This is a genomic window from Photobacterium sp. MCCC 1A19761 (genome assembly GCF_037389125.1).
Taxonomy (GTDB): Bacteria; Pseudomonadota; Gammaproteobacteria; order Enterobacterales; family Vibrionaceae; genus Photobacterium.
Genome location: NZ_JAZGTF010000002.1, coordinates 200,834 through 224,224, shown reverse-complemented (window position 1 = coordinate 224,224; position 23,391 = coordinate 200,834). Strand labels below are relative to the sequence as shown.

The 23,391-nt window shown below is 53.3% G+C and carries 22 protein-coding genes and 2 tRNA genes; 20 read left to right on the top strand and 4 right to left on the bottom strand.

The annotated features are described in order from the left end of the window. The first annotated feature begins 159 nt into the window (after positions 1-159). The 16 genes from VV869_RS03700 to gloA2 all read left to right on the top strand — a co-directional run bounded on the left by VV869_RS03700 (position 160) and on the right by gloA2 (position 16,724). Positions 160-438, top strand: coding sequence for a BMC domain-containing protein (locus tag VV869_RS03700; protein ID WP_015670698.1), 279 nt, complete (start codon positions 160-162; stop codon positions 436-438). A 24-nt stretch (positions 439-462) separates the two neighbouring features. After that, positions 463-747: a BMC domain-containing protein gene (locus VV869_RS03695; RefSeq protein WP_255387922.1), complete on the top strand. Its 285-nt coding sequence runs from the start codon at positions 463-465 to the stop codon at positions 745-747. A gap of 12 nt (positions 748-759) precedes the next feature. Beyond that, positions 760-1,038 (top strand): BMC domain-containing protein, encoded by a 279-nt coding sequence (locus tag VV869_RS03690; protein WP_261600274.1) that lies wholly within the window; start codon positions 760-762, stop codon positions 1,036-1,038. Positions 1,039-1,140: 102 nt separating this feature from the next. Further along, positions 1,141-2,820 carry an acetaldehyde dehydrogenase (acetylating) gene (locus VV869_RS03685; protein ID WP_337733635.1) on the top strand — a complete coding sequence of 560 codons (1,680 nt, stop codon included), beginning with the start codon at positions 1,141-1,143 and terminating at the stop codon, positions 2,818-2,820. Positions 2,821-2,853: 33 nt separating this feature from the next. Beyond that, positions 2,854-3,111, top strand: coding sequence for a EutN/CcmL family microcompartment protein (locus tag VV869_RS03680; RefSeq protein WP_255387920.1), 258 nt, complete (start codon positions 2,854-2,856; stop codon positions 3,109-3,111). Positions 3,112-3,126: 15 nt separating this feature from the next. Continuing rightward, on the top strand, positions 3,127-4,269 hold the full coding sequence (locus VV869_RS03675; RefSeq protein WP_337733634.1) for a 1-propanol dehydrogenase PduQ: 1,143 nt from the start codon (positions 3,127-3,129) through the stop codon (positions 4,267-4,269). 89 nt (positions 4,270-4,358) lie between these two features. Further along, positions 4,359-7,763, top strand: coding sequence for a choline trimethylamine-lyase (gene cutC, locus VV869_RS03670; protein WP_337733633.1), 3,405 nt, complete (start codon positions 4,359-4,361; stop codon positions 7,761-7,763). 69 nt (positions 7,764-7,832) lie between these two features. After that, a complete protein-coding gene (gene cutD / locus VV869_RS03665; RefSeq protein WP_337733632.1) occupies positions 7,833-8,801 on the top strand; it encodes a choline TMA-lyase-activating enzyme in 969 nt (322 codons plus the stop codon). Positions 8,802-8,808: 7 nt separating this feature from the next. Beyond that, the gene (locus tag VV869_RS24420; protein WP_443147287.1) at positions 8,809-9,450 is read left to right on the top strand and encodes a BMC domain-containing protein; all 642 of its coding nucleotides are present in this window, start codon (positions 8,809-8,811) and stop codon (positions 9,448-9,450) included. After that, positions 9,447-10,118 (top strand): phosphate propanoyltransferase, encoded by a 672-nt coding sequence (locus VV869_RS03655; protein WP_337733631.1) that lies wholly within the window; start codon positions 9,447-9,449, stop codon positions 10,116-10,118. Before VV869_RS24420 ends, VV869_RS03655 begins: the two co-directional genes overlap by 4 nt. A 52-nt stretch (positions 10,119-10,170) precedes the next feature. Further along, the gene (locus tag VV869_RS03650) at positions 10,171-10,917 is read left to right on the top strand and encodes a hypothetical protein (protein ID WP_337733630.1); all 747 of its coding nucleotides are present in this window, start codon (positions 10,171-10,173) and stop codon (positions 10,915-10,917) included. Positions 10,918-10,957: 40 nt separating this feature from the next. Beyond that, positions 10,958-11,356 (top strand): DMT family transporter, encoded by a 399-nt coding sequence (locus tag VV869_RS03645; protein ID WP_337733629.1) that lies wholly within the window; start codon positions 10,958-10,960, stop codon positions 11,354-11,356. Positions 11,357-11,367: 11 nt separating this feature from the next. Then, on the top strand, positions 11,368-11,697 hold the full coding sequence (locus VV869_RS03640) for a DMT family transporter (RefSeq protein WP_337733628.1): 330 nt from the start codon (positions 11,368-11,370) through the stop codon (positions 11,695-11,697). Between the two features lie 897 nt (positions 11,698-12,594). Then, a complete protein-coding gene (locus VV869_RS03635; protein WP_337733627.1) occupies positions 12,595-14,292 on the top strand; it encodes a methyl-accepting chemotaxis protein in 1,698 nt (565 codons plus the stop codon). A gap of 330 nt (positions 14,293-14,622) precedes the next feature. Next, positions 14,623-16,284: a response regulator gene (locus tag VV869_RS03630; RefSeq protein ID WP_337733626.1), complete on the top strand. Its 1,662-nt coding sequence runs from the start codon at positions 14,623-14,625 to the stop codon at positions 16,282-16,284. A gap of 56 nt (positions 16,285-16,340) precedes the next feature. Beyond that, complete coding sequence (gene gloA2 / locus VV869_RS03625; RefSeq protein ID WP_337733625.1) at positions 16,341-16,724, top strand: SMU1112c/YaeR family gloxylase I-like metalloprotein; 384 nt, start codon at positions 16,341-16,343, stop codon at positions 16,722-16,724. Positions 16,725-16,961: 237 nt separating this feature from the next. Here gloA2 and VV869_RS03620 read toward each other — a convergent pair whose 3' ends face one another. Next, positions 16,962-17,162, bottom strand: coding sequence for a hypothetical protein (locus VV869_RS03620; protein ID WP_261600262.1), 201 nt, complete (start codon positions 17,160-17,162; stop codon positions 16,962-16,964). A gap of 386 nt (positions 17,163-17,548) precedes the next feature. Here VV869_RS03620 and VV869_RS03615 point away from each other — a divergent pair, with 386 nt between their 5' ends. The 4 genes from VV869_RS03615 to VV869_RS03600 all read left to right on the top strand — a co-directional run bounded on the left by VV869_RS03615 (position 17,549) and on the right by VV869_RS03600 (position 19,845). Then, positions 17,549-18,469 carry a sugar kinase gene (locus VV869_RS03615; protein ID WP_337733624.1) on the top strand — a complete coding sequence of 307 codons (921 nt, stop codon included), beginning with the start codon at positions 17,549-17,551 and terminating at the stop codon, positions 18,467-18,469. A 14-nt stretch (positions 18,470-18,483) separates the two neighbouring features. Beyond that, a complete protein-coding gene (locus VV869_RS03610; protein ID WP_337733623.1) occupies positions 18,484-19,116 on the top strand; it encodes a bifunctional 4-hydroxy-2-oxoglutarate aldolase/2-dehydro-3-deoxy-phosphogluconate aldolase in 633 nt (210 codons plus the stop codon). A gap of 413 nt (positions 19,117-19,529) precedes the next feature. Further along, a tRNA-Cys gene (locus VV869_RS03605) sits at positions 19,530-19,603 on the top strand. Positions 19,604-19,758: 155 nt separating this feature from the next. Beyond that, a tRNA-Leu gene (locus VV869_RS03600) sits at positions 19,759-19,845 on the top strand. A gap of 93 nt (positions 19,846-19,938) precedes the next feature. Here the strand turns inward: VV869_RS03600 and VV869_RS03595 are convergent. The 3 genes from VV869_RS03595 to VV869_RS03585 form a co-directional block, all read right to left on the bottom strand. Further along, a complete protein-coding gene (locus VV869_RS03595) occupies positions 19,939-21,651 on the bottom strand; it encodes an FG-GAP repeat protein (protein ID WP_337733622.1) in 1,713 nt (570 codons plus the stop codon). Between the two features lie 82 nt (positions 21,652-21,733). Beyond that, positions 21,734-22,609 (bottom strand): SDR family oxidoreductase, encoded by an 876-nt coding sequence (locus tag VV869_RS03590; protein ID WP_337733621.1) that lies wholly within the window; start codon positions 22,607-22,609, stop codon positions 21,734-21,736. Further along, positions 22,606-23,250 carry a TetR/AcrR family transcriptional regulator gene (locus VV869_RS03585; RefSeq protein ID WP_337733620.1) on the bottom strand — a complete coding sequence of 215 codons (645 nt, stop codon included), beginning with the start codon at positions 23,248-23,250 and terminating at the stop codon, positions 22,606-22,608. The genes VV869_RS03590 and VV869_RS03585 overlap by 4 nt, the downstream gene beginning before the upstream one ends. Positions 23,251-23,391: the final 141 nt, after the last annotated feature.

Sequence of the window (23,391 nt, the reverse complement as noted above, 5' to 3'; positions counted from 1 at the left end):
CCATAGTTTTTGGAGTTTAATGCCATTTTCTTTTTGTGGGGAATATAGTGATTTTCGTGGTTGGAACAGGCCAATAAAACCATAAGAAAACCACACAAAAAGGCCTGGGGCCTTTTCTCAATAACGTTTACTCGAGACCTATGTACGGAGGAAAGAAATATGGGTGATGCATTAGGTTTGATTGAAACAAAAGGGCTGGTTGCCTGTGTCGAAGCGGCAGATGCGATGTGTAAAGCCGCCAATGTCGAATTGATTGGCTATGAGAACGTCGGTTCCGGTTTAGTGACGGCGATGGTGAAAGGTGATGTCGGGGCAGTGAAAGCTGCTGTCGATTCAGGTGTGGAGTCGGCGCAGCGCGTTGGTGAAGTGGTGACTTCATTGGTGATTGCCCGTCCGCATAACGATATCAACAAAATCGTTATTAAGCATAAAGCATAAGTGGCGTGAACGGAGGATCTGACAATGAGTGATGCTTTAGGGCTGATTGAGACTAAGGGACTGGTTGCTTGTATCGAAGCCGCTGATGCGATGTGCAAAGCCGCCAACGTTGATTTGATTGGTTATGAAAATGTCGGCTCTGGTCTGGTAACGGCCATGGTGCGTGGTGATGTCGGTGCGGTGAAGGCTGCGGTGGACTCAGGTGTGGAATCGGCGCAGCGCGTCGGTGAGGTTGTCACGTCATTGGTGATTGCCCGTCCGCACAGCGACATCGAAAAAATTGTCTCTCAGTACACCGTGACTGAATAAAAGGAAAGTTCTATGAAAGATGCACTTGGTCTTATCGAAACAAGAGGTTTAGTTCCAAGTATTGAAGCTGCTGATGCCATGTGCAAGGCCGCCAATATCGAGCTGATTGGTTACGAAAATGTAGGTTCCGGTCTGGTGACCGTCATGGTGAAAGGCGATGTCGGTGCGGTGAACGCAGCCGTTGAGTCAGGCATTGAAGCGGCACAAAAAATTGGCGAAGTGGTGTCATCTCGCGTGATTGCCCGCCCGCACAATGACATTGAGAAAATTGCATCTCAGCACAAAGCCTAGCGTTGCCGCTGTGCAAGATGCCGGGGCGAGTTTGCCTTACCCAATTGTCGTAAGGCAATCCTTCTTCCCCTTCGTTTCACGCGTTAGTGAAGGACAAAGATCATGACTTTAGACAAGGATTTACAATCCATTCAGGCAGCCCGGGAGCTGCTGAAACAGGCCAAGCTGGCACAAGCCCAGTTTGCGCAGTTCTCGCAGGAGAAAGTCGACAGCATTGTGGCGCATATTGCTGCTGAAGCCGCTCGCCATGCAGAAGAGCTGGCGAAACTTGCCCATGAGGAAACCGGCTTCGGGCGTTGGCAGGACAAGGTCCTGAAGAATATCTTTGCATCGACCAAGGTGCACGAGCACATCAAGTCGATCAAAACGGTCGGCATTATTTCTGAGGATCCGGTCAATCAGGTGATGGAAGTCGGTGTGCCGCTTGGGGTCATCACCGCGCTGGTGCCCTCGACCAACCCAACCTCAACGATTTTCTACAAAACCCTGATCGCGCTGAAAGCCGGGAATGCAATTATCTTCTCGCCGCATCCGAACGCCAGGGTGTGTAGCCAGAAAGCCATTGAACTGGTGAAGCGTGCTGCAACAGAAGCCGGAGCGCCTGCCGGGATCGTCGACGGCGTGTCGTTGCTGACGATGGAAGCTACGCAAGAGCTGATGCGCAGCAAAGATGTCTCACTAATCCTGGCAACGGGTGGCGAAGGCATGGTCCGTGCCGCTTATGCATCGGGTACACCGACAATCAGCGGCGGACCGGGGAACGGGCCGGCCTTTATCGAGCGTACCGCCGATATCAAGCAGGCGGTCAGCGATATTATCACCAGTAAAACCTTCGACAACGGTGTGATCTGCGCGTCCGAGCAATCGATCATCGCGGAACGCTGCATTTATGAACAGGTGCACCAGGAGCTGCTGGCTCAGGGCGCTTACTTTATGAATGAGCAGGAGTCGCAACAGCTGGCGAAGATCCTGCTGCGCCCGAACGGCATGATTAATCCGGCCATTGTCGGTAAATGCGCGCTATCACTGGCAGGCATTGCCGGCTTCAGTGTACCGGCCAGCACCAAGGTCCTGATTTCCCGCCAGGACAGTGTGTCCCATCAGAATCCGTATGCCCGTGAAAAACTCTGCCCGGTCCTGGGCCTGTACATCGAGGAAGACTGGCGCTCTGCCTGCGATCGCGTGGTGGAATTGCTCACCAACGAAGGTCTGGGCCATACGCTGGTGATCCACACCCAGAACCCGGACATCGTTCGCCAGTTTGCGCTGGAAAAACCGGTGTTCCGCATGCTGGTCAACACGCCGGCAGCCTTGGGCGGTATTGGTGCGACAACCAACCTGATCCCGGCCCTGACCTTAGGGTGCGGCGCATTGGGCGGCGGCTCCAGCTCCGATAACGTCGGTCCGATGAACCTGCTCAATGTTCGCAAGGTCGGTTACGGCGTTCGCAACATTGAAGACCTGCGCCAGCCTGAAGCGGCTATCACGCCAGCGATACAGTCTGCGTCTGCTTCGCTTGCTGCACCGGCTGCGACTCCAGCTCCGGCAGTCACTGCCAGTGCACCGGTCAGCATCTTCGAAGACACGCGCTTTACCGGTGGTCAGGCACCAGCTGCTGCGCCTGCGGCCATCACAACAGCAATGACAGCGGCGGATGATCGCTTTGGCTGTGGTATTCCGGCGCCTGCCTGTCATGGCACCCATGGCGATACCTGTCATGACATCACCGAAGAAAATGTTGAGCGCATCATCAAGCAGGTGATGGGTCGCATGGCGCCCTAACCCGGCAGCAACGCAACAGAAGGTGGCAAAACTATGATTCTCGCAAAGGTAACCGGGCATGTCGTCGCCCCCCAGAAAAATGACGAACTACGCGGCAGCAACCTCTTGCTGGTCACGGCACTGGGGGACGATCTGGCGCCCATCAAGGACCGGACTTATGTCGCTGTCGACAGTGTGGGGGCTGGTGTGCGTGATCTGGTCCTGGTTGAGGAATATTTTGCGCTGCACAAACAGCAGTACAAGGCCATGTCAATCGTTGCCATCGTGGAAAAAGTCCACCAGGACAGATAAGGGAGACTCAATCACATGAACGAATTTCAGATTAAGCCGACGCTCCATTTTGGCAACGGCGCTCTGGACAAGCTGGGCACACTGACGGGGCAGCGGGCTTTGATCGTCACCGACCAGGCGATGGTTAAATTTGGCATGGCCGACCAAGTCCGCCAGCGGCTGCAGGCGAACCAGATGGTGGTCAGTTTGTTTGCCGAGGTTACTTCGGATCCGGACATCTCGGTCATTGTCAATGGGATGAAACAAATGGATGCCGAGGCGCCGGATGTAGTGGTCGCACTGGGCGGTGGCTCGGTGATCGATGCGGCGAAAGGGGTGATCTACACCCTGTGGGAAAGCGGCAAGCTGGCGAAAAAACCATGCTTTGTGGCTATCCCGACCACCAGCGGCACGGGCTCGGAAGTCACCGCATTCTCGGTCATTAAATCAAAAGGTGAAAAGTGGGTGGTGGTCGACGAGTTTATGTTGCCGGATCACGCCATTTTAGACCCTGAATTGGTGAAGTCGGTGCCTGCGGGCATTACGGCCGATACCGGGATGGATGTGCTGTGTCATGCGCTGGAGGCTTATGTCTCCACCCAGGCATCAGACTTTAGCGATGCCTTGGCAGAGAAGGCTGTGCAGTTGGTCTTTGCCCACTTGCTGGAGTGCTACCAGAACGGCAGTAATCTGGCTGCCAGGGAGAAAATGCACAACGCCTCGTGTATCGCAGGCATGGCATTTACCAATGCCTCCCTGGGGATCACCCATAGCCTGGCCCACGCGCTTGGCGGTGTCTTCGGGATCCCGCACGGGCGGGCGAACGCGCTGATGATGACGCATGTCATTGCCTTTAATGCCAACTTACATGGCGATTGCAAAACCGCCGCCGCCCAAAAATACGCCCACCTGGCGAAGCAGCTTGGCTTGCCGAGCCGGACGACCCGTGAGGGGGTGATGAGTCTGATTGTGGCGATCGATGTGCTCAAAGAGCAGATGAATATGCCATCAGGCATCCGCGACTGTGAGGTGGCCGAGCCCGTATTCTTTGCCGCGCTGCCGGACCTGATTGGACCGGCGCTGAAAGACGGCTGTACACCAACCAACCCCCGTGAGGTGAATACGCACCACATGGAAACCCTATACCGACAAGCGTTTGCAGGGATTGCCCACACCTAGGTCATACCACAACGCACAACAATCCAATATCCCACGGCTGGGCGTCAGGCCCGGTCGACAGTGAAACATATAATTAGGAGAGGCTGAAGATGGCCAACTATTCCCTCACGCCGCGTGTAAAAATGCTGGCGGAAAGACTGCTTACGCAAAAAAGCACCATTAGCGCCGAGCGCGCAACGATTCTGGCATCCATGGGCGACGATATCGCCGGGATGACGCCGATGGTCAAAAATGCCCATCAGTTTTCCCAGTTGATGGCTGAGCTGCCGGTTTATATCGGTCAGGACGAACTGATTTTCGGCAGCCAGTCGTCTCAGGCACGCGGGGCGATCTTCCACACCGAAGCCGAACTGAACAACGAATCGGTGTTTGGCTTCCTCAACTGCGAGAAAACCAACAGCCCTGATTACATGTCGGTGATCAGCTCCGGTTTCCAGGTCCTGGAACAACACATCGAGATGCGCCTGAAAAATATCGGTAGCGCAATCAGCCGCAGCGGCATGGACGAAGTGAATCAGGGGAAGGCAATGATCTTTGCCTGCAACGGTGCCGTGGCGTTGGCCAATAAACTGGCCGCCGAGATGGAGCGCATGGCGGCCACGGAAACTCACCCGTACCGCCAGGCTGAGCTGAAAGAAACTGCCGCGATCCTTCGCCGCGTTCCGGCGCAACCGGCACAGACCTTCAAGGAAGCCTGTCAGGCCTTCTATCTGTTCCAGCTGATGATGCATTTGGATAACGGCAGTTACGCCGTGGGTGCGACCGGCTTCGATAAGGCGCTGTACAGCTACTATCAACGTGATCTGCAGAGCGGTGCAATCACCGAGCAGCAGGCATACGAGGTGATTGAGTGCCTGTGGCTGAAATTGAGTGAGCTGTCTGAAGTTCGTGCTGAGAAAGCCGTTGACGGTTACCCGATGTTCGACTGGATGGTCCAGGGAGGCCGTTTCGAAGACAGCCAGCTGGTGATCAACGATCTGTCCAAAATGCTGCTGGCAGCCCGGAACAACCTGGCAAGCCTGGACAGCAAGTTGACGGTTCGCCTGTACCGGGCGGGCGGTGCTGCAATGTCAATGGCTGCGCCGCAAGCCGCGGGCGAGCCTGAAGTGAAAGCCATGGAAGGTCTGACGCCGCGGATGCAACGCCTGCGCCAGAACTACCTGAAAGCGCGCCCGAGTGTGTCTATCTACCGTGCGCTGGCCTTCACCGAAGTGACTAAGCAGCATCAGGGTTTGCCGACAATCCTGCTGCGTGCCAAGGCGTTCCGGGTTGCCTGTGAAACGGCGCCGCTCTTGATCCAGGACGACGAGCTGATTGTTGGTCACCCTTGTGGCAAGCCACGTGCCGGTGCCTTCTCGCCGGATATCGCATGGCGCTGGGTTCGTGACGAGCTCGATACCATGAGCACCCGTCCGCAGGATCCGTTCGAGATCTCCGAAGAAGACAAGAAGGTGATCCGTGAGGAGATCGTTCCGTTCTGGGAAGGCCGTTCGCTGGATGAGATCTGTGAAGCCCAGTACCGCGAAGCGGGTTTGTGGGCGTTCAGCGGCGAGACCTACGTCAGTGATCTGTCTTACCACCAGATCAACGGGGGTGGCGATACCTGCCCGGGCTACGATGTCCTGTTGTTCACCAAGGGCATGAAGGGGATCAAGGCTGATGCCGAGGAAAAACTGGCTCAGCTGAGCATGGAAAACCCGGAAGACATCGACAAGATCTACTTCTACAAGGCGTCGATTGAAAGCTGTGAAGGCGTGATGGCCTATGCCAAGCGTCTGGCGAACCATGCCCGCGAGCTGGCCCTGACGGAAACCGATCCGGTGCGTCGTGCCGAGCTGTTCACTATTGCCGAGACCAATGAAAACGTGCCGGCTAACCCGCCGAAGACCTTCCAGGAAGCCTTGCAAAGCGTCTGGACCGTTGAATCCCTGTTTGAGGTCGAAGAAAACCAGACCGGCTTGTCCCTGGGTCGTCTGGACCAGTACTGCTACCCGATGTATCAGGCCGATATTGAATCCGGCCGCCTGACCCAGGAAGAAGCCCTGGAGATGATGCAGGCCTTCATCATCAAGTGTGCCGAGCTGATGTGGATGTCAAGCGAGCTGGGTGCGAAATACTTCGCCGGCTACCAGCCATTCATCAACCTGACCGTTGGTGGCCAGAAGCGTATGGGCGGCGATGCGACCAACGACCTGACCCTGCTGATCATGGATGCCGTGCGCTTCGTGAAGGTGTACCAGCCATCGCTGGCATGCCGGATCCACAACCAGTCGCCACAGCACTACATGGAAAAAATCGTCGAGGTGGTGAAGGCGGGTATGGGCTTCCCGGCCTGTCACTTCGATGACTCGCACATCAAGATGATGCTGCGCAAAGGTTACGACTTCGAAGATGCCCGTGACTACTGTCTGATGGGCTGTGTTGAACCGCAGAAATCCGGCCGTATCTACCAGTGGACGTCTACCGGTTACACCCAGTGGCCGATTGCAATTGAGTTCGTGCTGAACCGTGGCCGGATGGTGTTGTTCGATAGCTATCAGGGGCTGGATACCGGCGATCTGAATCAGCTGACCACCTTCGAAGCCTTTGATGCGGCGGTGAAAGAGCAAATCGCTCATATTGTCAAACTGTCTGCCGTCGGGACGGTGATCAGCCAGCGCGTCCACCGCGATGTGGCGCCGAAGCCGCTGATGTCACTGCTGGTGGAAGGCTGTATGGAGCAGGGCAAAGACGTCAGTGCCGGGGGCGCGGTGGTGAACTATGGCCCGGGCCTGATCTTCTCCGGCCTGGCAACTTATGTCGATTCCATGGCCGCGATCCGCAAGCTGGTCTTCGAAGACAAGAAATACACCCTGGAGCAAATGCGTGACGCGATGCTGGCTAACTTCGAAGGTTACGAAGAGCTGCGCCGTGACTGTCTGAACGCACCGAAGTTCGGTAACGATGATAACTATGCCGATGAGTTCGCGCTGGATATCACCGAGTGGACCGAGCGTGAGTGTGGCAAATACCGGATGCTTTACTCGCGTCTGAGCCACGGCACCTTGTCGATTTCCAACAACACCCCGATTGGTGAACTGACCAATGCGACCCCGAACGGCCGTCTGGCGTGGATGCCGCTGTCTGACGGGATCAGCCCGACGCAGGGAGCAGATAAACAAGGCCCGACAGCGATTATCAAATCCGTGAGCAAAATGAATGTTGAAACCATGAACATCGGCATGGTGCACAACTTCAAGTTCCTTAAAGGCCTGCTTGATACTCCGGAAGGCAAGAACGGTCTGATCACCTTGCTGCGCACGGCTTCGATTCTCGGCAACGGCCAGATGCAGTTCAGCTATGTCGATAACGAAGTGCTGAAGAAGGCCCAGCAGGAGCCGGAGAAATACCGCGACCTGATCGTGCGTGTTGCCGGCTACAGCGCTTACTTCGTCGAGCTTTGCAAGGAAGTTCAGGACGAAATCATCAGCCGTACCGTACTGGAAAAATTCTGACCCAGCGCCAGGGGCCTCAAGGCCCCTGATTAAAGCCACTAAGCGCGAGCGAAGTGAGGAGAAAAAACAATGACTGGGATAACACAAGTGAGCAAAGACACCGAGCTGACCGGGCGGATATTCAATATCCAGAAATATTCCATTTATGACGGTGACGGGATCCGGACGCTGATTTTCTTCAAGGGATGCAACCTGAAATGCGACTGGTGCGCCAACCCCGAGGGGCTGAGCAGCAAGTTCCAGGTGATGTTCAGCCAGGACAAATGTGTCGCCTGCGGCAAATGTGCCGAGGTCTGTCCTGCCGGGGTGCACCTGATGAGCACCGGGGCAGACGGTAAGCCCGTTCACAAGATCAACCGGACGGTGGACTGCATTGGCTGCCGGAAGTGTGAAGAAGTGTGCATGGGCGATGCGCTGGATGTGATGGGTAAAGATGTTACGGTCTCCGAGCTGATGGAAATCATCATGCAGGACTACGACTTCTATATGTCTTCCGGCGGTGGGGTGACTTTGGGCGGCGGTGAGCTGAGCCTGCAGGCGGATTTCGCCACGGCCCTGCTGACCGAATGCAAAAAGCAGATGATCAACACCGCGATTGAAACTCAGGGCACCACTTCTCTGGAGAACTACCAGAAACTGGCGACATGCACGGATCTGTTCCTGTTTGATATCAAGCAGATTGATACCAACCAGCACCGTCAGTTGCTCGGGATCGGGAACGAAGGGGTAAAACGCAACCTCGAGTATCTGGTCGATATGGGCGCCAACATCGTGATCCGGATGCCTTTGATCCGGGGTTACAACGATTCTTACGACGCGATCACCGGGGCATTCAGCTATGTCATGGAACTTGCCAAGCGCGGCAATATCCAGCGCATCGACGTGCTGCCATACCACCAGTTTGGCAAAACCAAGTACGACAAACTCGACATGATTTACCCAATCAAACAAGACCTTGGCTATAGCGACGATGAGCTGGATCAGCTGAGCGCCTTCTTTACCCAGTTCGATTTCGATATCCGCTTGGTTCGACATTAAGGAGGAAATGATGATGACCAGTTTGGGCGTCATAGAAACCCGGGGTCTGACATCTGCCATTCAGGCTGCTGATGCGGCCTGCAAATCGGCAGCCGTCAATCTGGTGGGTTACAAGAAAATTGGTTCAGGGTTGGTGTCCGTGATGTTTCACGGCGAGATTAGTGCCATATCGGCGGCGGTTGAAAACGGTGTTGAGGCGACGAAAGACGTCGTGGCATCACTGGTGATTGCCCGTCCGGACGAGAGTGTGCTGGCGATGCTGGAAAATGAGGTATGCCCTCAGCCAGACCTTGTCACCGAAGCCGCTCCTGAGGTGGACTCTGCAGCAGAGACGGCGAGGTCAGACGGTGCTGAACCAACAAACAAGGCAGTTTCTGAAGCGGCCAAAGAGGCAGAGACAAAGCCAGAAGCAAAGCCAGAAGCAAAGCCTGTCGACGTTGATGAAGTAAAAGCCGACCAAGCCAAAGCAGACCACGCTGACGCCGACGTAGTTGAAGTCAAAGTGGCCGCGAACAAGGCCGAAGAAAAACCGGTAGCAACAAACCATGAGGCAACAGCCGTGCAGAGTGGCAGCGCGACTCGTACATCGGGCGATAAACCTGCCGCGAAACGTTCTACCCGAACCCGCAGACAAGGAACACGCCAATGATTAGCGCAACGTTAATGGCACAGATTGAGCAGAAACTGCCGCCGAGCTGCCGCGAGGAAGCCGCGATATTGAGCTCGGCCATGTTCGATGCCGTGTCGGACCTTGGTATTCCGACCGGGGTCTCCAATCGCCATGTTCACCTGAGCCAGCCCGATATCGAGGCGCTGTTCGGGGAGGGGTATCAGCTCACGCCTATCAAGGCGCTCAAGCAGCCGGGCCAGTTTGCGGCCAAGGAATGCGTCACCATCGTCGGACCGAAGGGCTCGATTCAGCGGGTCCGTGTGCTGGGTCCGGCGCGGGCAGAAACCCAGCTCGAGGTCTCGAAAGCTGACTGCTACACCCTGGGTATCAAGGCACCGGTTCGTGAATCGGGCGATCTGACAGGCTCGGCAGATGCCTTGCTGGTCGGCACGGCTGGCTACTGCCACCTTGATTCGAAAGTGATTTGTGCCCAGCGCCATATCCACATGAGCCCGCAGGATGCCGCGCGGTTTCAGGTCGAAAATGGCCAGCGGGTGAAAGTGCGCGCCGGTGGCGGTTGCGGGCTGGTGTTCGAGCAGGTGGTTGTCCGAGTCAGTGCTTCGTACGCGCTCGAGTTCCATATCGACACCGACGAAGCCAATGCGGCAGGGCTCCGCTCCGGGGAAGACGTTTATCTGGCGAGATAGATCAACCGGCCAGATAAGCTCGCCAACAGTGGCTGAGTGAAGAGAGGTAGGAATGAACGAGCAACAGATTGAAGCCCTGGTGAAACGCGTACTCGCGGGCATGCAGCCTCGCACCCTGATTGTGCTGGGTGGTGATGCGGACTATCAGTCCCTGATCATTGCGCGTCTTCAGCAGTGTTCGCAGCGCCGATTCGCTATCTACATCCCACCTTCTGCGGCTGCCGCACATTCAGCGGTTCAGTGGCAGGAAGTGGGGGAGATCCTTTCTTGGGACGGCAGCGATCCGGCGCAGTTTCTGTCCGGTTTCGAGACGGTGTGGTTGCCGTTTCTCGACCCGGCAACGCTGGCCGAGATCGCCACCGGCCTGTTTGCAACACCAAGCGCCGTATTGGTGCAAACCGCTCTGATGAAAGGAATACCGACGGCGGCACTGGACTATCAGTGCCGGTTGGACAGCGAGCTGAACCAACTGAAGGGACTGGCCAATAACCCGGCCATGACCGCAAGGCTGGCAGCGCAATGCCAGACGGTTCAGGCACTGGGGATGACGCTTGGTTCTATTGATGTATTTGACGCTGAGCTTCGGGAGCCGGGCTGCCAAGCCATTTCAACAAACGTAACAGTAACAAACGCAAGCACAACAAACGCAAGTGCACCGGCAGAGTCGGCATCGCCGCGCTTCATTACCCTTTCGGAAGTGATGGCGCAGGGGATTTCCGCATTGTCGGAGCAGGACCGGTTAACCGATCTGGCTCAGGAGTATGTGAAGGCTCAGCAGGTTAACTCACGCTTTATCTGATTCGTAAACAAAAAATTGAAAGCAAACTTTAGGAGTATTTATGTCTGAATCTGTAAAAAAATGGCTCTGGATGGCGTTGGTCATTGCCTCTGAAACCTCAGCCACCTCAACCCTGAAAATGTTCGACACCAGTGAAGGTTTTACCAAAACAGCGTTGCTGGCGGTGATCGTGTTGCTGTACGTGGTGTGTTACTACTCGCTGTCTCAAGCGGTGAAATACCTGCCGGTCGGTCTTGCTTACGCAACCTGGTCGGGCACCGGCATCCTGTTGGTCTCGACGCTGGGTATGGTGTTCTATGGTCAGCATCCGGACCTGGCTGCGATGATCGGCATGCTGATCATTGCCAGCGGGATCATCATCATGAACCTGTTCTCCAAAATGGGTGAAGAAGAAAGCGAAGCACCAGTCGAACTGAATACTGAAGAAGCGAAAGGGTAAGGAGAGATATCATGTTTAACGTAGGATTTTTGTGGCTGGCACTGTCAATTTGCTCTGAGATCACAGGTACTTCATATATCAAGAAAACCAATAACTTCCGTAACCCTGCGATGTCGGCATTGGTCATCTGTGCTTACAGCTTGTGCTACTTCGCGCTGACCAAGGCGATGGGTTATATCCCGGTCGGGATTGCTTACTCGCTCTGGTGTGGCTTCGGTATTATTGGTGTCACGATTTTCTCGATGATCCTGTACAAGCAGAAGCCTGACTTCCCGGCCATGCTGGCGATGGGCTTGATCATCACCGGCGGCGTGATCATGAACGTGTTCTCGCAGATGTAAAACATAAACCGTCCGCATGCGTTCCATGTTGTATGGACGCATGTGATCGGAAGAAATCGAATGCCCCGAGCGAGTCTCGGGGCTTTTTCTTTAACTGGACTTTCAGGTCACGCCTGAACTGGATTGATTGGAGAAAGACAGTGATTATAGAGAGCTGTAAAAGGAGACCCGTCAATGTGTCACTGAATGTGCAGTGTCGTAAATTTGAAAAAATATTTAATTTTAATATCGATTGGAATGAATGCCTATTACAAGTGATTACACCAAGTATTGAAATAACATCGGTTAAATGAATCTGATATAAATTTCAAAAGTTTATTTGTTCGTCATTCGTATATTCACTTTTTGTAATAATAACCACGTCTTATTATCCATATTGGCAAACACGTAAGACCGGATGGGGCCGACTTCCTTTTCCCTCGCTCATTCTAACGCTCCCAGAGTTTCCTTGCGCCCGCGATGGTTTCTGACGCCTCGATGCTTCATGACACGCTCGATGCTTCCTGACATGCCAGGTGCTTCCTGACATGCCAGGTGCTTCCTGACATGCTAGGTGCTTCCTGACATAGTAGATGTGTCCTGACGTTCTGCTGTTCCCCGGTTCTGCTCTCATGAAGATCAGCTGAGGCGGAAAGTACCCTCAAAGCCGCTGGTGTATGAGGCGTGAAATGAAAGTGTGCCGATCTCTTTATAAATCACGAATGAATTAACCCGGTATCTTTCAATATTGTATATATACTTGGAATACACTCTGTCTATATGAGTATCGGCTGCCGTTTTTGTGCGATGAAATATGCGGAGTCGGGGTGAAATTTTGATTTAATTTTGATTTTACCGGAAGTGTTTTATTCGGTAGGCAAGCGTCTATGAAGAGCGGAAATGATTTAGGGATGAACTATGAAAGTCAAAACTGCAATCATTCTATTCCTCGGCGGGATATGTCTGAATCAGGCGATATTAGTGGGTGGGGTCTTCTGGCAGAAAAAACTCATTGAAAAACAAGGAGAAGTATTTTCACAAAAAGAACGACAAGAGCAAATCATTCAGGAATTTATCCAGTCATCGGAAGATTTGACCCGACTGTCCCGAAGTTATGCGGTAACGGGGGAGCCGCAGTTTCTGGCGGCATATCGATCAATAGTCGATTGGCGAAACGGCCAGACTCCCCGTCCGGAATCGTTGTCCATTTCACCCGGCGCGACCATCTCGCAGCAAGCCTTGATGCAGGCAAACGGGATCAACCGGACGGAAATGGCGTTCTACCAACAGGCGCTGAGCCAGTCCGATACGCTGGTCAAGCTCGAAGAGCAGGCGATGCAGTCGGTGCAATCCGGGCGGTTACAACTCGGTCCGGCAATCCCTCAAACGGGTGAAACCGTCAATCAGTTCGCGACCCGGGTGCTTTATGATGCCAATTATTTTCGTGAACTGGCCGTGATTCGGCGCGCGGTTGATCAGCTTTCGCAAGCGGTTCTGACGCGGACGGCGTCTGATGTCGCCACGGTGGAGGCCGAGGCTTCCGCGACGCAACGGGTGTTGTTGATCGTGCAGGTCGTGCTCACGGTGGTGCTGGCAGCCGGTGCATTGTGGATGACGAAAAAGCTGTTGGAAATGCTGGGCGGAGAGCCGGACGATATCGCGACCCTGGTTCAGCAAGTGTCTTCTGGTCAGCTTCGTGAGCAAGGTGAGTCGGTGCAGGATGCCAGGGGCATCTACAAGCATGTCTTGCAGATGAGAGGCAGTCTGCGTGATCTGGTCAGTGAACTGTTGACCCTGACGGATGGGCTCAATCATGCGTCACAAAGTTTGACCGCCAGCGCGACAGATATGCGGGCCGGTACGGCACAGCAGACCTTGGCGCTGGAGCAGACGGCGACCGCGATGAATGAGATGTCGACGACGGTGGAAGATGTTGCCCGGAATACGGTTCAGGCAGCAGATGCGGCGAAAGAGGCGAGTGGCGCGTCGCAGCAAGGAATGGATCGGATTGGCACCATGACCACTCAGGTTCAGAATCTGGCGCAATCGATGGAGCAGATCAGCGCTCGAATGCGGGGATTGGAGCAGCAAAGTGACGCGATTGGGGGGATCCTCGATGTGATTCGTGGCATAGCTGAGCAAACCAACTTGCTGGCTTTGAATGCGGCTATTGAAGCTGCCCGGGCCGGGGAAGCCGGGCGCGGATTTGCTGTGGTTGCGGATGAAGTCCGGGAGCTGGCCAGCCGGACGCAGGACAGTACCGAGGAAATTCAGTCGTTGATTGTCAACCTGCAGCAGGAGACCAAAGGATCGCTGCAGCATATTAATCAAAATGCCCAGTTTGCGGCGGAAACAGCGCATTTGGCAGAGGACGTCCGGGGAGCGGTTGAAATCATTTCCAATGCGATCACCGTGATTGAAGAGATGAATAATCAGATTGCGACGGCTGCAGAGCAGCAAAACATCACCACAATGGAAATTAATCGCGGTGTGGTGGAAATCAACGACAGTGCGAAGGAAAATGCTGATCGTGCTGAACGGACTTATGTTGCCGCTGAATCTCTCAGCAAGATGTCGGAACAGCTGAAGCACAGCACGTCCGCTTTTGCGGTTTGATTGAGGAAGATAGTGGGTCGAGTTCGCAGGTATTTCTTGCTCGACGATTCGAAATCTTCAACAACATGAACCCGTTGCAAGCTTTGAATAGAGATAAAGATTATTTATCGCCTGATGATAAATAATCTTTTTTTATATGCATAAATGTCGCAGTTTCCCTACACTGAAATTAATGCTAGAAATGGTAAGGAGCATCCAATATAAATCTTTCAACTTAAAAACACAGCGCAAGGATGCAATCGCTGTTGGCTTGATTGTCAGTTGAGCTGAATATTTTACAGTGGCGGGCGGGGCGATCTGGGATTACCGGGCTGGCTAGGGAGGCTGTAAGTGCTTAAAGGGAAAAAGTTTTTACTCATCGATGACTGTAATACCGCAATTTCTCTGATGCGGTCGATGCTGAATTCGTTTGGGATCACCAATGATTTTATTGAGAGTACAACCGATAGTTTAAAAGCGATTCGGATGATGGTGTCTCATACCTATGATGTCGTCATTTGTGACTACAATATGCGGCATAATATTGACGGTGGGTTGATTTTTGACGAAGCCAAACGCCGTCAGTTACTGCCGAGCGATGGGGTGTTTATTTGTGTCACCGGTGATAATACTCAGCAGGTAGTTTCCCATTTTATTGAATTAGAACCGGATGATTATTTAATTAAGCCTTTTTCTGCTGCGAAATTTTATGAACGTATTGAAAGGGTTGCCGAGAGAAAATCAGCCCTTTATCCGCTTCTGCTCGCTATTGATAATAAGGAATATCAAACGGCGATTGGTCTTTGTAAACGATATAAAATTAGCTACCCCGATTATGCCGGGTATATCGACCGGATTAATGGTGACTGTTTGTTGCGCTCAGAGCGGCACCTGGAAGCCAAGAAGTTTTACGAAGAGGCGTGCCAAAAAACTGACCATCTCTGGCCGAGAGTTGGGTATGGCCAGGCGTTGAAAGAGTTGGGCCAATTAAAAGAAGCGGAATCGGTGTTTCAGGAGATCCTGAACAAATACCCCAAACAGCCACTGGCCCGCAAGCATCTGGCCGGGTGTTTGATGGTGTCCGATCGGGTGCCTGAAGCCTTGGAGCAGTTTAACATCCTGCATAAAGTCAACTCGGCCAACCCATTGCGCGAGTTGATCATTGCCAATTTATACGCGGCGCTCCAGCAGCATAAAAATGCGGCGATTGGCTACCAGCGATACACGTCGAAAGTGTCGGGTACCAGCCGTTTCAGTTATGGGGTGAACCTGAATATTTCGGTATCACTGATGTTGGCCAGTATTTACACCGAAGATGTTGCAGAGCACACCGAGCTGGTCAAGGAAGCCCGTCACAATATCCACGAACAGCGCATTGTCGGGGAAGCGGATGAAGAGCGTTATGAGAGCGAAATCAGTGCGCTGGTGGGCGTGGCGATCTTCGCCTGTCTGCACGGGGATATCGAAAACTGTTTTACCATTGTCAATAAAGTGAATTCCCTCAATAAGCCGTTGACGGATTACTACACGGTGTTGAATGTTGCCAGGCTCTATGGTTTTTGCGGCATGCCGGATAAATACGAACAAACCATGCAAATGGCAAGGGAGTTGTGCGCTTTAAGTGATGACGATGCCTTGATCCAAAGTCAGGTGAAGTTACTGGAAGCCTGTCACGCTGAAATTAACCAGCGTCTCACTCGGGGAAATAAACTGGTCGAACAGGCATTTGAGAAACGTAAGAACAATCGGGCGACCGAAGCGATCGAGGATGCCTACCGGGCGTTCCATATGGTGCCGTTTCATTACCGGCTGTGTTTTCTGATCCTTGAGCTGACAGCACTGGCAACCCCATCGTTTTTAACCCCGAAAGAAGTGGAAGCCGTGATTTACTCATGCCATTGGGTTTATCAGAACGATACCCGGCCAACAGCCGCGGAAGTGAAACAAGCCGATGAATTTTATCGGGTTGCTTTGCAGCGGATCGGTAATATGTCGAAGGTATCCATTGCTTGATAGCGGTCGCTGTCTTATGCGTAAATGCAGTTTTCAAAGCAGTAACGAGAAAACCCATGCTCAACGGCATTCACCATGCAGCGATAATTTGCAGTGACTACACGCGCTCGAAAACGTTTTATACCCAAGTGCTTGGATTGAAGGTGCTCGCCGAGCACTATCGCGCTAAGCGGGATTCCTACAAGTTAGATTTGCAACTGCCGGACGGCAGTCAACTGGAGCTGTTTTCGTTTCCCGAACCACCGCAACGGCCGAGTTATCCTGAAGCGTGCGGTTTGCGGCATCTGGCGTTTGTGGTGACGTCCGTGGAAGCGGCAGTCGAACATCTGTGCGCGCACGGCATCGCCGTCGAGCCCGTTCGGGTGGATGAATACACCGGCAAACGCTTTACCTTCTTTCAGGATCCGGACGGGCTACCGCTGGAGCTGTATCAGGCCTAGTGCGACGATGCTGCAAATTTAAAGGCGTTTGAATGTAGCGATGCTTTTTTTTGAATAACGTGCTTAGTTTCAAATCAATCCGTTTTGTTTCCGATCATCATACTTTGCTGCTGATAACCGGAGGTGATCTGGAAGTGATCATGTGAAGACGGTGACGATGGCGAAGGCGAAGGCGGGTGAAGCGGATAGATTCCCCGCCTTTGGGTCGGGCTGGTAGTACCGGCGAGGGCGGAATTGTCAGCTCAATATGCCGATAATCAGGCCCGTGAACACGATACAGGCTGTGGCGAACATCCCATACTCAATTCGTTTTTCAACCAGACTTTCGACTTCATTTGCTTTCAGCGTCACCAGGCTGAACAGGCAGCCGCCGGCCAAACCGGTCAGCAACACGGCCAGACTAAACAGGAAAGCGTTGACGAAATCCATAACAACCATAATTTTCTCCTTTGGGGCTTATAAGAATCAATCGCGTGCTTGTTTGATGCGGTTATTTTGCGCTGTAGCACGTCTTGTTTGTCTTTCTGAGGGCGGAATCATACCGTTTCTTCGCGGTGCTGTAATCTCCCGACCGGGTGAAAATGCATTCTTACTTGGGCTTCCGGATTTGCAGGCAGGGAAGCAGGCAGTCATTGCAGATCTTAGCGTTGAGTATTTTGTCTTAAAACTAGGATAAAAACGCCGTTCAGAATTAGATAATCCTTCTGATTTCAAGTCCGGAATATATTGCTGAAACTTCTGAAAATGCAGGGCGTTGTGGCAAAACGGAGCGCGTGTCATGGATTACGCTTGTAGAAGCACTGGTTTCGAAATGGGGAAGCCGCGTGAAAATTGCATTTTTTGGTGAATGTATGGTGGAACTGAGCGGGCAGCCGCTGCGTCGAACCTTTGGCGGCGACACGCTCAACACGGCACTCTATCTGGCCCGGTTGGGGCGCTCACGCCAGTTGTCCGTCAGTTATGCCACGGCGTTGGGAACCGATCATATCAGTTCCGATATGCTCACGGCCTGGCAGGAAGAGCACATTGATACCGCCATGGTCCGTCGGCTGGAACATAAGTTGCCGGGATTGTATCTGGTTGAAACCGAACCCAGCGGTGAGCGCCATTTTCATTACTGGCGTAATGACAGCGCGGCGAAGTTTTACTTTGCCACGGCGCTTAGCCCGCTAGAGGAAGCCATTCAGCACCGGCAGTTGGACATTTTGTGTATCAGCGGGGTTAGCCTGGCTATTTTGGCGGAAGAAGCCAAAGCGATCCTGGTGACGTTGCTGGAACAAATGAAAGCCAATGGTGGCCGTGTGGTATTTGATAATAACTTCCGGCCGCAGCTGTGGACGGCCAAGCAAGCGCAGTACTGGTATCAGCAGGCGCTGCCTTATGCGGATCTGGTGATTGTCAGTGAAGAAGATGATCGGCGGATTTGGGGCGATTGTGATGTGCTGTACCGCTATCCCGCTTTTGGCTGTGACGAAGTGGTGGTGACCCGGGGCAGCCAGCCTTGTTTGGTGTATACCGAGATGCGTTCGGGAAACGCCGTGCGAAGCGAAGTGGCGGCCAAAGTCCTTGATGACACAACGGACCCCAGTGCGGTGGGGGATGCGTTCGCGGCAGGATATCTGGCTGGCCGTTTCAGTGGTGGAAGCGCTACAATGGCGGCAGAGTTAGGCCACGAATTGGCCGCCATCGTGATTCAACATCCGGGAGCCATTATTCCACCGGAGGCGATGGAAGACATTTTGTAAGGAGAAACGTGTTCATGTCCCAAGCCCTGATCGATCAACTGGCCTCTTTTAAAGTGATCCCCGTGATTCAAATCAATAGCGTAGAGCAGGCCGTCCCTTTGGCGAAAACACTCGTTGAGAATGGATTACCGGTTGCGGAAGTGACGTTCCGGACCGAAGCCGCAGCGGAAGCGATTCGGCTGATGCGTGACGCATACCCTGAAATGTGTATTGGCGCGGGGACCGTACTGACGGCTGAGCAAGTAGATCGTGCCAAAGCCGCCGGCGCAGAGTTTGTGGTGGCACCGGGCCTGAATCCGAATACGGTGCGTTACTGCCAGTCGAACAATATGCCGGTCATTCCGGGGGTGAATAACCCCAGCCAGATTGAACAAGCGCTGGAATTAGGGCTGACTTTCCTCAAGTTTTTTCCTGCGGAGGCCTCTGGTGGAGTCGCTATGGTGAAGGCGCTGCTTGCCCCTTATGTTGATATTTCACTGATGCCGACCGGCGGGATCAGCAAATCCAATGTGAGTGAGTATCTGGCGGTCGATCGGGTTGCCTGCTGCGGCGGCACCTGGATGGTGGCCCCGACGTTGATTGAACAGGGGCAGTGGGAGGAAATCGGGCGTTTGGTGCGTGAAGCCGTGGCTTTGACCCAGGGGTAAACCATAGATTTGTGTTCAAACGCCGCAATTCGCGGCGTTTTTATTGCTATCACTATCAACATCGATAAGCAGCGTATTTCACCGTGATCCCGGATAAATATCGCAGCCATGTATAGTTTCATCATATAGTTTGCGCATTCGGGATCGATTTGACTCAGGTTTGTCAAACGGGTGGATGGATACCAGATGTATCAACTGCTTCACTGCTATAGAGAAGTCGCTGCCGGACGAGCCCATCGCATAAAAAATCAGAGGTTTCGGCTTGGTTTGACCGCAAAACAGACACTTGGCCGAGACGTTTCAATTTTCTTATTGACTCAGTTGAGCCAATCCGTAGAATGCAGCCCATACCGCAGCGGGGTCACCCGGTAACCGGTTGAAACACTTCAGTTCAGGAAGTGTTGTGATGAAAAGGCGCGTTGGCAGAGTGGCTATGCAGCGGATTGCAAATCCGTGGACCTCGGTTCGACTCCGGGACGCGCCTCCATTTCGACAAGCCCGGCAGGTTGAGCGCAAGCTCATCACAGTTGAGGTTTCACCAGGTTTCCTTAAGAAGGGGAGCTTTGGATGTCGATACAGATTAAACGATATGGCAGTTTTGCGGTATCGGACGATTGAATAACAATCAAAACAGAATTGTGTGCCCTGGTGGTGAAATTGGTAGACACAAGGGATTTAAAATCCCTCGACGTTCGCGTTGTGCCGGTTCAAGTCCGGCCCGGGGCACCATTTTAACAACGGCTTACAGGCTTGTCCTGTAAGCCGTTTTTCTTTATGGCACCATTTTATGACCGCGATATTGCCTCAGTTTACCCCGCGTAATTAATACACCACGACGCGACTGTTCAACTGTGTCGACAGATCTTTTGCATCCATCGGGGTTGTGAATCGATACCCACTTGCCCCGACCACAATGGTGGTGCCATCTTCATTGAGATCCACAGTATGGCCAAAAAATGCATTTTCCTCGATCTCATTTGCTTTGAGCGTCAGGCCAAATTGCCAGTTTTGTTGCGCATCCAGGGTATAGATATGCACGGCACCAACATTTTCGAGTGGGATGTCAGGCTGGTCCGGCAGGCTTTCTTGAGAAGCGGTTGCGCCGACGGCCAACACGCGTCCGTTTTGGCTCAGGCTTAATCCATACTGACCGAAATCATTCGCTTTATTCATTTCCGGGCTGGCAATTTCCGTGGTAAGTTGCCAAGTGTTCTCATCATCACGGTGATAAACATAAACCTTCCCAACATTATGTTCTTTCCTACCGGGCATCGAAACAACCAGAGTTCTTCCACTACCATCGATGTCGACTTCTGAGCCAAATTCTGCCACCGGCTCTGCTTCGCCGAGAAGCGATGCCGATAACTGCCAGATGCCCTGTGCATTTCGGCTGTAAGTCGAGACATGGCCATATCGGTAGTCACGGAAGTAGGGCATTCCAACAGCGACTTGCGAGCCGGAATAGTCGATAGCGAGACTATAACCGTAACCTTCTTCACTTCTGATGTAGGAGCCTTTCAGATACTGTTTTTCAGCCCAGTTGCCGTTTGGCTGACGCTCAAACAAATACAGGCCGCCCGAATTTGTTTTTCCATTATCTATCGGCTCGTCTGTTGTCGCGGCATCATGGCCGGTGGCTGTGATGGCCAGAACTTTGCCGTTACCGCTGAGTTTGACCTGGTGACCAAAGAAATCAAATGTATCCAGGCTGGACTCGCTCTTGAGGTAGGCTGTTTCCTGCCAAGTACCAAACCCAGATTGTTCGAAGATATAGACGGCACCGACACCGTCAGTCGCATTGATAGTCGGGTCATCCACGCTTGTTGAGCTTTCCCCGCTGGCTCCGACAGCGAGCGTTTTCCCGTTATCAGAGAAGCTGATACTGACGCCGAACCAGTCGGCGCCATCGCCGTTACTGGCGGTAATGCGGACCGGCTCTTGCCAATTGCCTTCGTCATCCCGTTGATACACATACACCGCGCCCATCTGCTGATCAAAAAATCGACCGGTGCCTTTATCTTCAAACGGTGCTGCGACTGCCAGCGTCGTGCCGTCGGCGCTCATCGTCACGCTCTCAGCATAGACAGAGTTTTTCTGAACCACGGTGGGCTCGAATGCGCTGGTTATTTTGACGAGTTCGGAAACTGGGAGAGACATCCGGTTTGAGTCCGTCACGCCCGATGTATTCACAGCTCGAATGAAATAGGGATGGCCTTGTATCGCCTTGACTGCCCGGGCAGATAAGGTGAGTTCTGTCTGATCAGTTGTTGCGACCTCGGAACAACTGCTGTCATTGGCCGTATCCGCGATACACAGTTGGTAGTACTCGGCCCGCTCGGCGGCTTGCCATGCAAAGTGGATATTCCCTTTTTGCGTTGTAACTGCCGTAATCTCCTGGAGGTTAAAGGCAGAAGGGAGGGGGTCGGGTTGGGTTCGTGGGGTGCTGTCGCCGCCACCGCCGCCACATGCAGTTAAGAGTAAGGTTGTAAGCAAGGGGAGGCCCACGATGGGGACGGGGTTCTTCTTGTTTTCCATGTCATGATCCCTGACGTTGTGTTTGCATAAGTCCCTGCTCGGCGGCAGGTTGGTGAATCCATCGTACCCTGTCTTTACTGAATCACAGCTGGCGCTCTACGCTGTTCAGTGTTTGAAAATATTGTGCGAGTGTCCGCTCTCCGTAGGCCGGCGCGATCATATCTTGCGCGGATGCCGTGAGGAAAAATTCAACAACTCCGGTATGTTTCTCTGGCAGATTGCGTGACAAAAATAGCAATAGCTTGCTAAGCCAGTTCGGTAGATAAGTTATGTTTGTGGGTTGCTTGACAGTGTTAAAGGCAATCTGAGCAACTTGACGGTGCGTAAGGATCTCCGGGCCGCCGACATCAAGCTCCCGGTCATTCGTATGGATGGCTTCCAGGCAAAACGTCGCTAAATCATCGCCATGAATCGGGTTTAGCTGCTGGGAGCCGCTGCCGAAAAGGTAGATCCGTCCCTGCTTGGCCATCTTGTAAAACTCAGTCATATCAGAGAAGAAACCATTTGGACGGATGACACATGGCTCGGGGATTGTCGAGGTCAGCAGTTGTCTGGCAAAGCGCTCTTTGGCACGTAACAATCGAACGGTTTGAAAATTGGGTGCATTAAAGGCAGAGATGTAGATGAAGCGTTTGACGCCGGCTTTTTCGGCTTCACGTAACAGGTTCAGGTTGGCCTGATAATCCACATCCATATATCCCAGACCGTCGCGTTGTCGGGTGATCCCGACGCAAGAGATCACCACATCGATATCGTCGCAACATCCAGCCAGTGACGCCGGCTCCGTGACCTGGGCGATTCGAATTTGCGGGTCTGCCAATCCCAGCTCCTTGAGCCGGTGTGGGTCTCTGGCTAAGGCCAGGAGAGGAGCTCCCCGGCTGAGAAGCTGTGTGACCAGATGGCGTCCCAGGTAGCCGGTGGCACCGGCCACTAGGACGCGAGGTTGAATGTCGGTCATTGTGTCTCCTGGTTTGAGAAGTGGGTGAGAAAAAAATGGGTTCTGAGAGCGACGTGCTGTTCGAGTTGAGCGGGCGCCAGCGGCATGGTGCCGGTGAAGCGGAGCTCATCATAGAAATCACTTTTCCACAGTTGAAACAGCATATCGGCCAGCTGAGCAAGTTCGAACGTCGGCGAATGAACTTTACCCTGCTCCAGTACCTGGCAGATCGCCGCCACGGCGCGTTGCGGGCCGTGGCGATACAACTGATCTTTCAGTCCGGCCATTTGCGATCCGGCTGCGGCGATGGCGTTATCAAAAGCGATCACACGCGGCTGGCTGATTAGGGTCATGAGTTGGACCCCCAAGTTGTTCAGCCCTTGCTCCAGGCTAATTGGCTCTTCGGGCCTGATGCTGGTCAAGGCCGACTTGAGTGCGGTTTGGGTAAAACTTTCAACATACGCGCTGATGATGCCTTCCAGGTTGGTAAAGCGCCGGTACAGCGTCACTTTGGAAACCTGAGCAATACTGGCAATCCGTTCGATGGAGAGTCGGGCAATGCCATCTGTGGCGAGGATGGCGTCGATCGCATCGAAGATCTGCTGGGTTTTCTGCTGATCCACCGGTCGGCCGGCCTGGACGGTTTGGGAAGAGGTGGTCATCAAGATGCTCGCTTATTGATAGTTATGGTGAAAATATATGCAACCCAATTATGAAACGCAAGCGTTCATTAATGGGCGGGTGAGCATTAGTGGTTGGTTTCTATGAGGTTCATCAGGGCCGGCGGCGTGCAAAATGCACAC

Excerpts from the sequence above, each read along its gene's own strand:
- cutD (WP_337733632.1), top strand. The coding sequence starts at position 7,833 with ATGACTGGGATAACACAAGTGAGCAAAGACACCGAGCTGACCGGGCGG.
- VV869_RS03640 (WP_337733628.1), top strand. The coding sequence starts at position 11,368 with ATGTTTAACGTAGGATTTTTGTGGCTGGCACTGTCAATTTGCTCTGAG.
- VV869_RS03635 (WP_337733627.1), top strand. The coding sequence starts at position 12,595 with ATGAAAGTCAAAACTGCAATCATTCTATTCCTCGGCGGGATATGTCTG.
- VV869_RS03680 (WP_255387920.1), top strand. The coding sequence starts at position 2,854 with ATGATTCTCGCAAAGGTAACCGGGCATGTCGTCGCCCCCCAGAAAAAT.
- VV869_RS03590 (WP_337733621.1), bottom strand. The coding sequence starts at position 22,609 with ATGACCGACATTCAACCTCGCGTCCTAGTGGCCGGTGCCACCGGCTAC.
- VV869_RS03610 (WP_337733623.1), top strand. The coding sequence starts at position 18,484 with ATGTCCCAAGCCCTGATCGATCAACTGGCCTCTTTTAAAGTGATCCCC.
- VV869_RS03675 (WP_337733634.1), top strand. The coding sequence starts at position 3,127 with ATGAACGAATTTCAGATTAAGCCGACGCTCCATTTTGGCAACGGCGCT.
- VV869_RS03650 (WP_337733630.1), top strand. The coding sequence starts at position 10,171 with ATGAACGAGCAACAGATTGAAGCCCTGGTGAAACGCGTACTCGCGGGC.
- VV869_RS24420 (WP_443147287.1), top strand. The coding sequence starts at position 8,809 with ATGATGATGACCAGTTTGGGCGTCATAGAAACCCGGGGTCTGACATCT.
- VV869_RS03685 (WP_337733635.1), top strand. The coding sequence starts at position 1,141 with ATGACTTTAGACAAGGATTTACAATCCATTCAGGCAGCCCGGGAGCTG.
- VV869_RS03595 (WP_337733622.1), bottom strand. The coding sequence starts at position 21,651 with ATGGAAAACAAGAAGAACCCCGTCCCCATCGTGGGCCTCCCCTTGCTT.
- gloA2 (WP_337733625.1), top strand. The coding sequence starts at position 16,341 with ATGCTCAACGGCATTCACCATGCAGCGATAATTTGCAGTGACTACACG.
- VV869_RS03700 (WP_015670698.1), top strand. The coding sequence starts at position 160 with ATGGGTGATGCATTAGGTTTGATTGAAACAAAAGGGCTGGTTGCCTGT.
- cutC (WP_337733633.1), top strand. The coding sequence starts at position 4,359 with ATGGCCAACTATTCCCTCACGCCGCGTGTAAAAATGCTGGCGGAAAGA.
- VV869_RS03645 (WP_337733629.1), top strand. The coding sequence starts at position 10,958 with ATGTCTGAATCTGTAAAAAAATGGCTCTGGATGGCGTTGGTCATTGCC.
- VV869_RS03695 (WP_255387922.1), top strand. The coding sequence starts at position 463 with ATGAGTGATGCTTTAGGGCTGATTGAGACTAAGGGACTGGTTGCTTGT.
- VV869_RS03585 (WP_337733620.1), bottom strand. The coding sequence starts at position 23,250 with ATGACCACCTCTTCCCAAACCGTCCAGGCCGGCCGACCGGTGGATCAG.
- VV869_RS03620 (WP_261600262.1), bottom strand. The coding sequence starts at position 17,162 with ATGGTTGTTATGGATTTCGTCAACGCTTTCCTGTTTAGTCTGGCCGTG.
- VV869_RS03690 (WP_261600274.1), top strand. The coding sequence starts at position 760 with ATGAAAGATGCACTTGGTCTTATCGAAACAAGAGGTTTAGTTCCAAGT.
- VV869_RS03655 (WP_337733631.1), top strand. The coding sequence starts at position 9,447 with ATGATTAGCGCAACGTTAATGGCACAGATTGAGCAGAAACTGCCGCCG.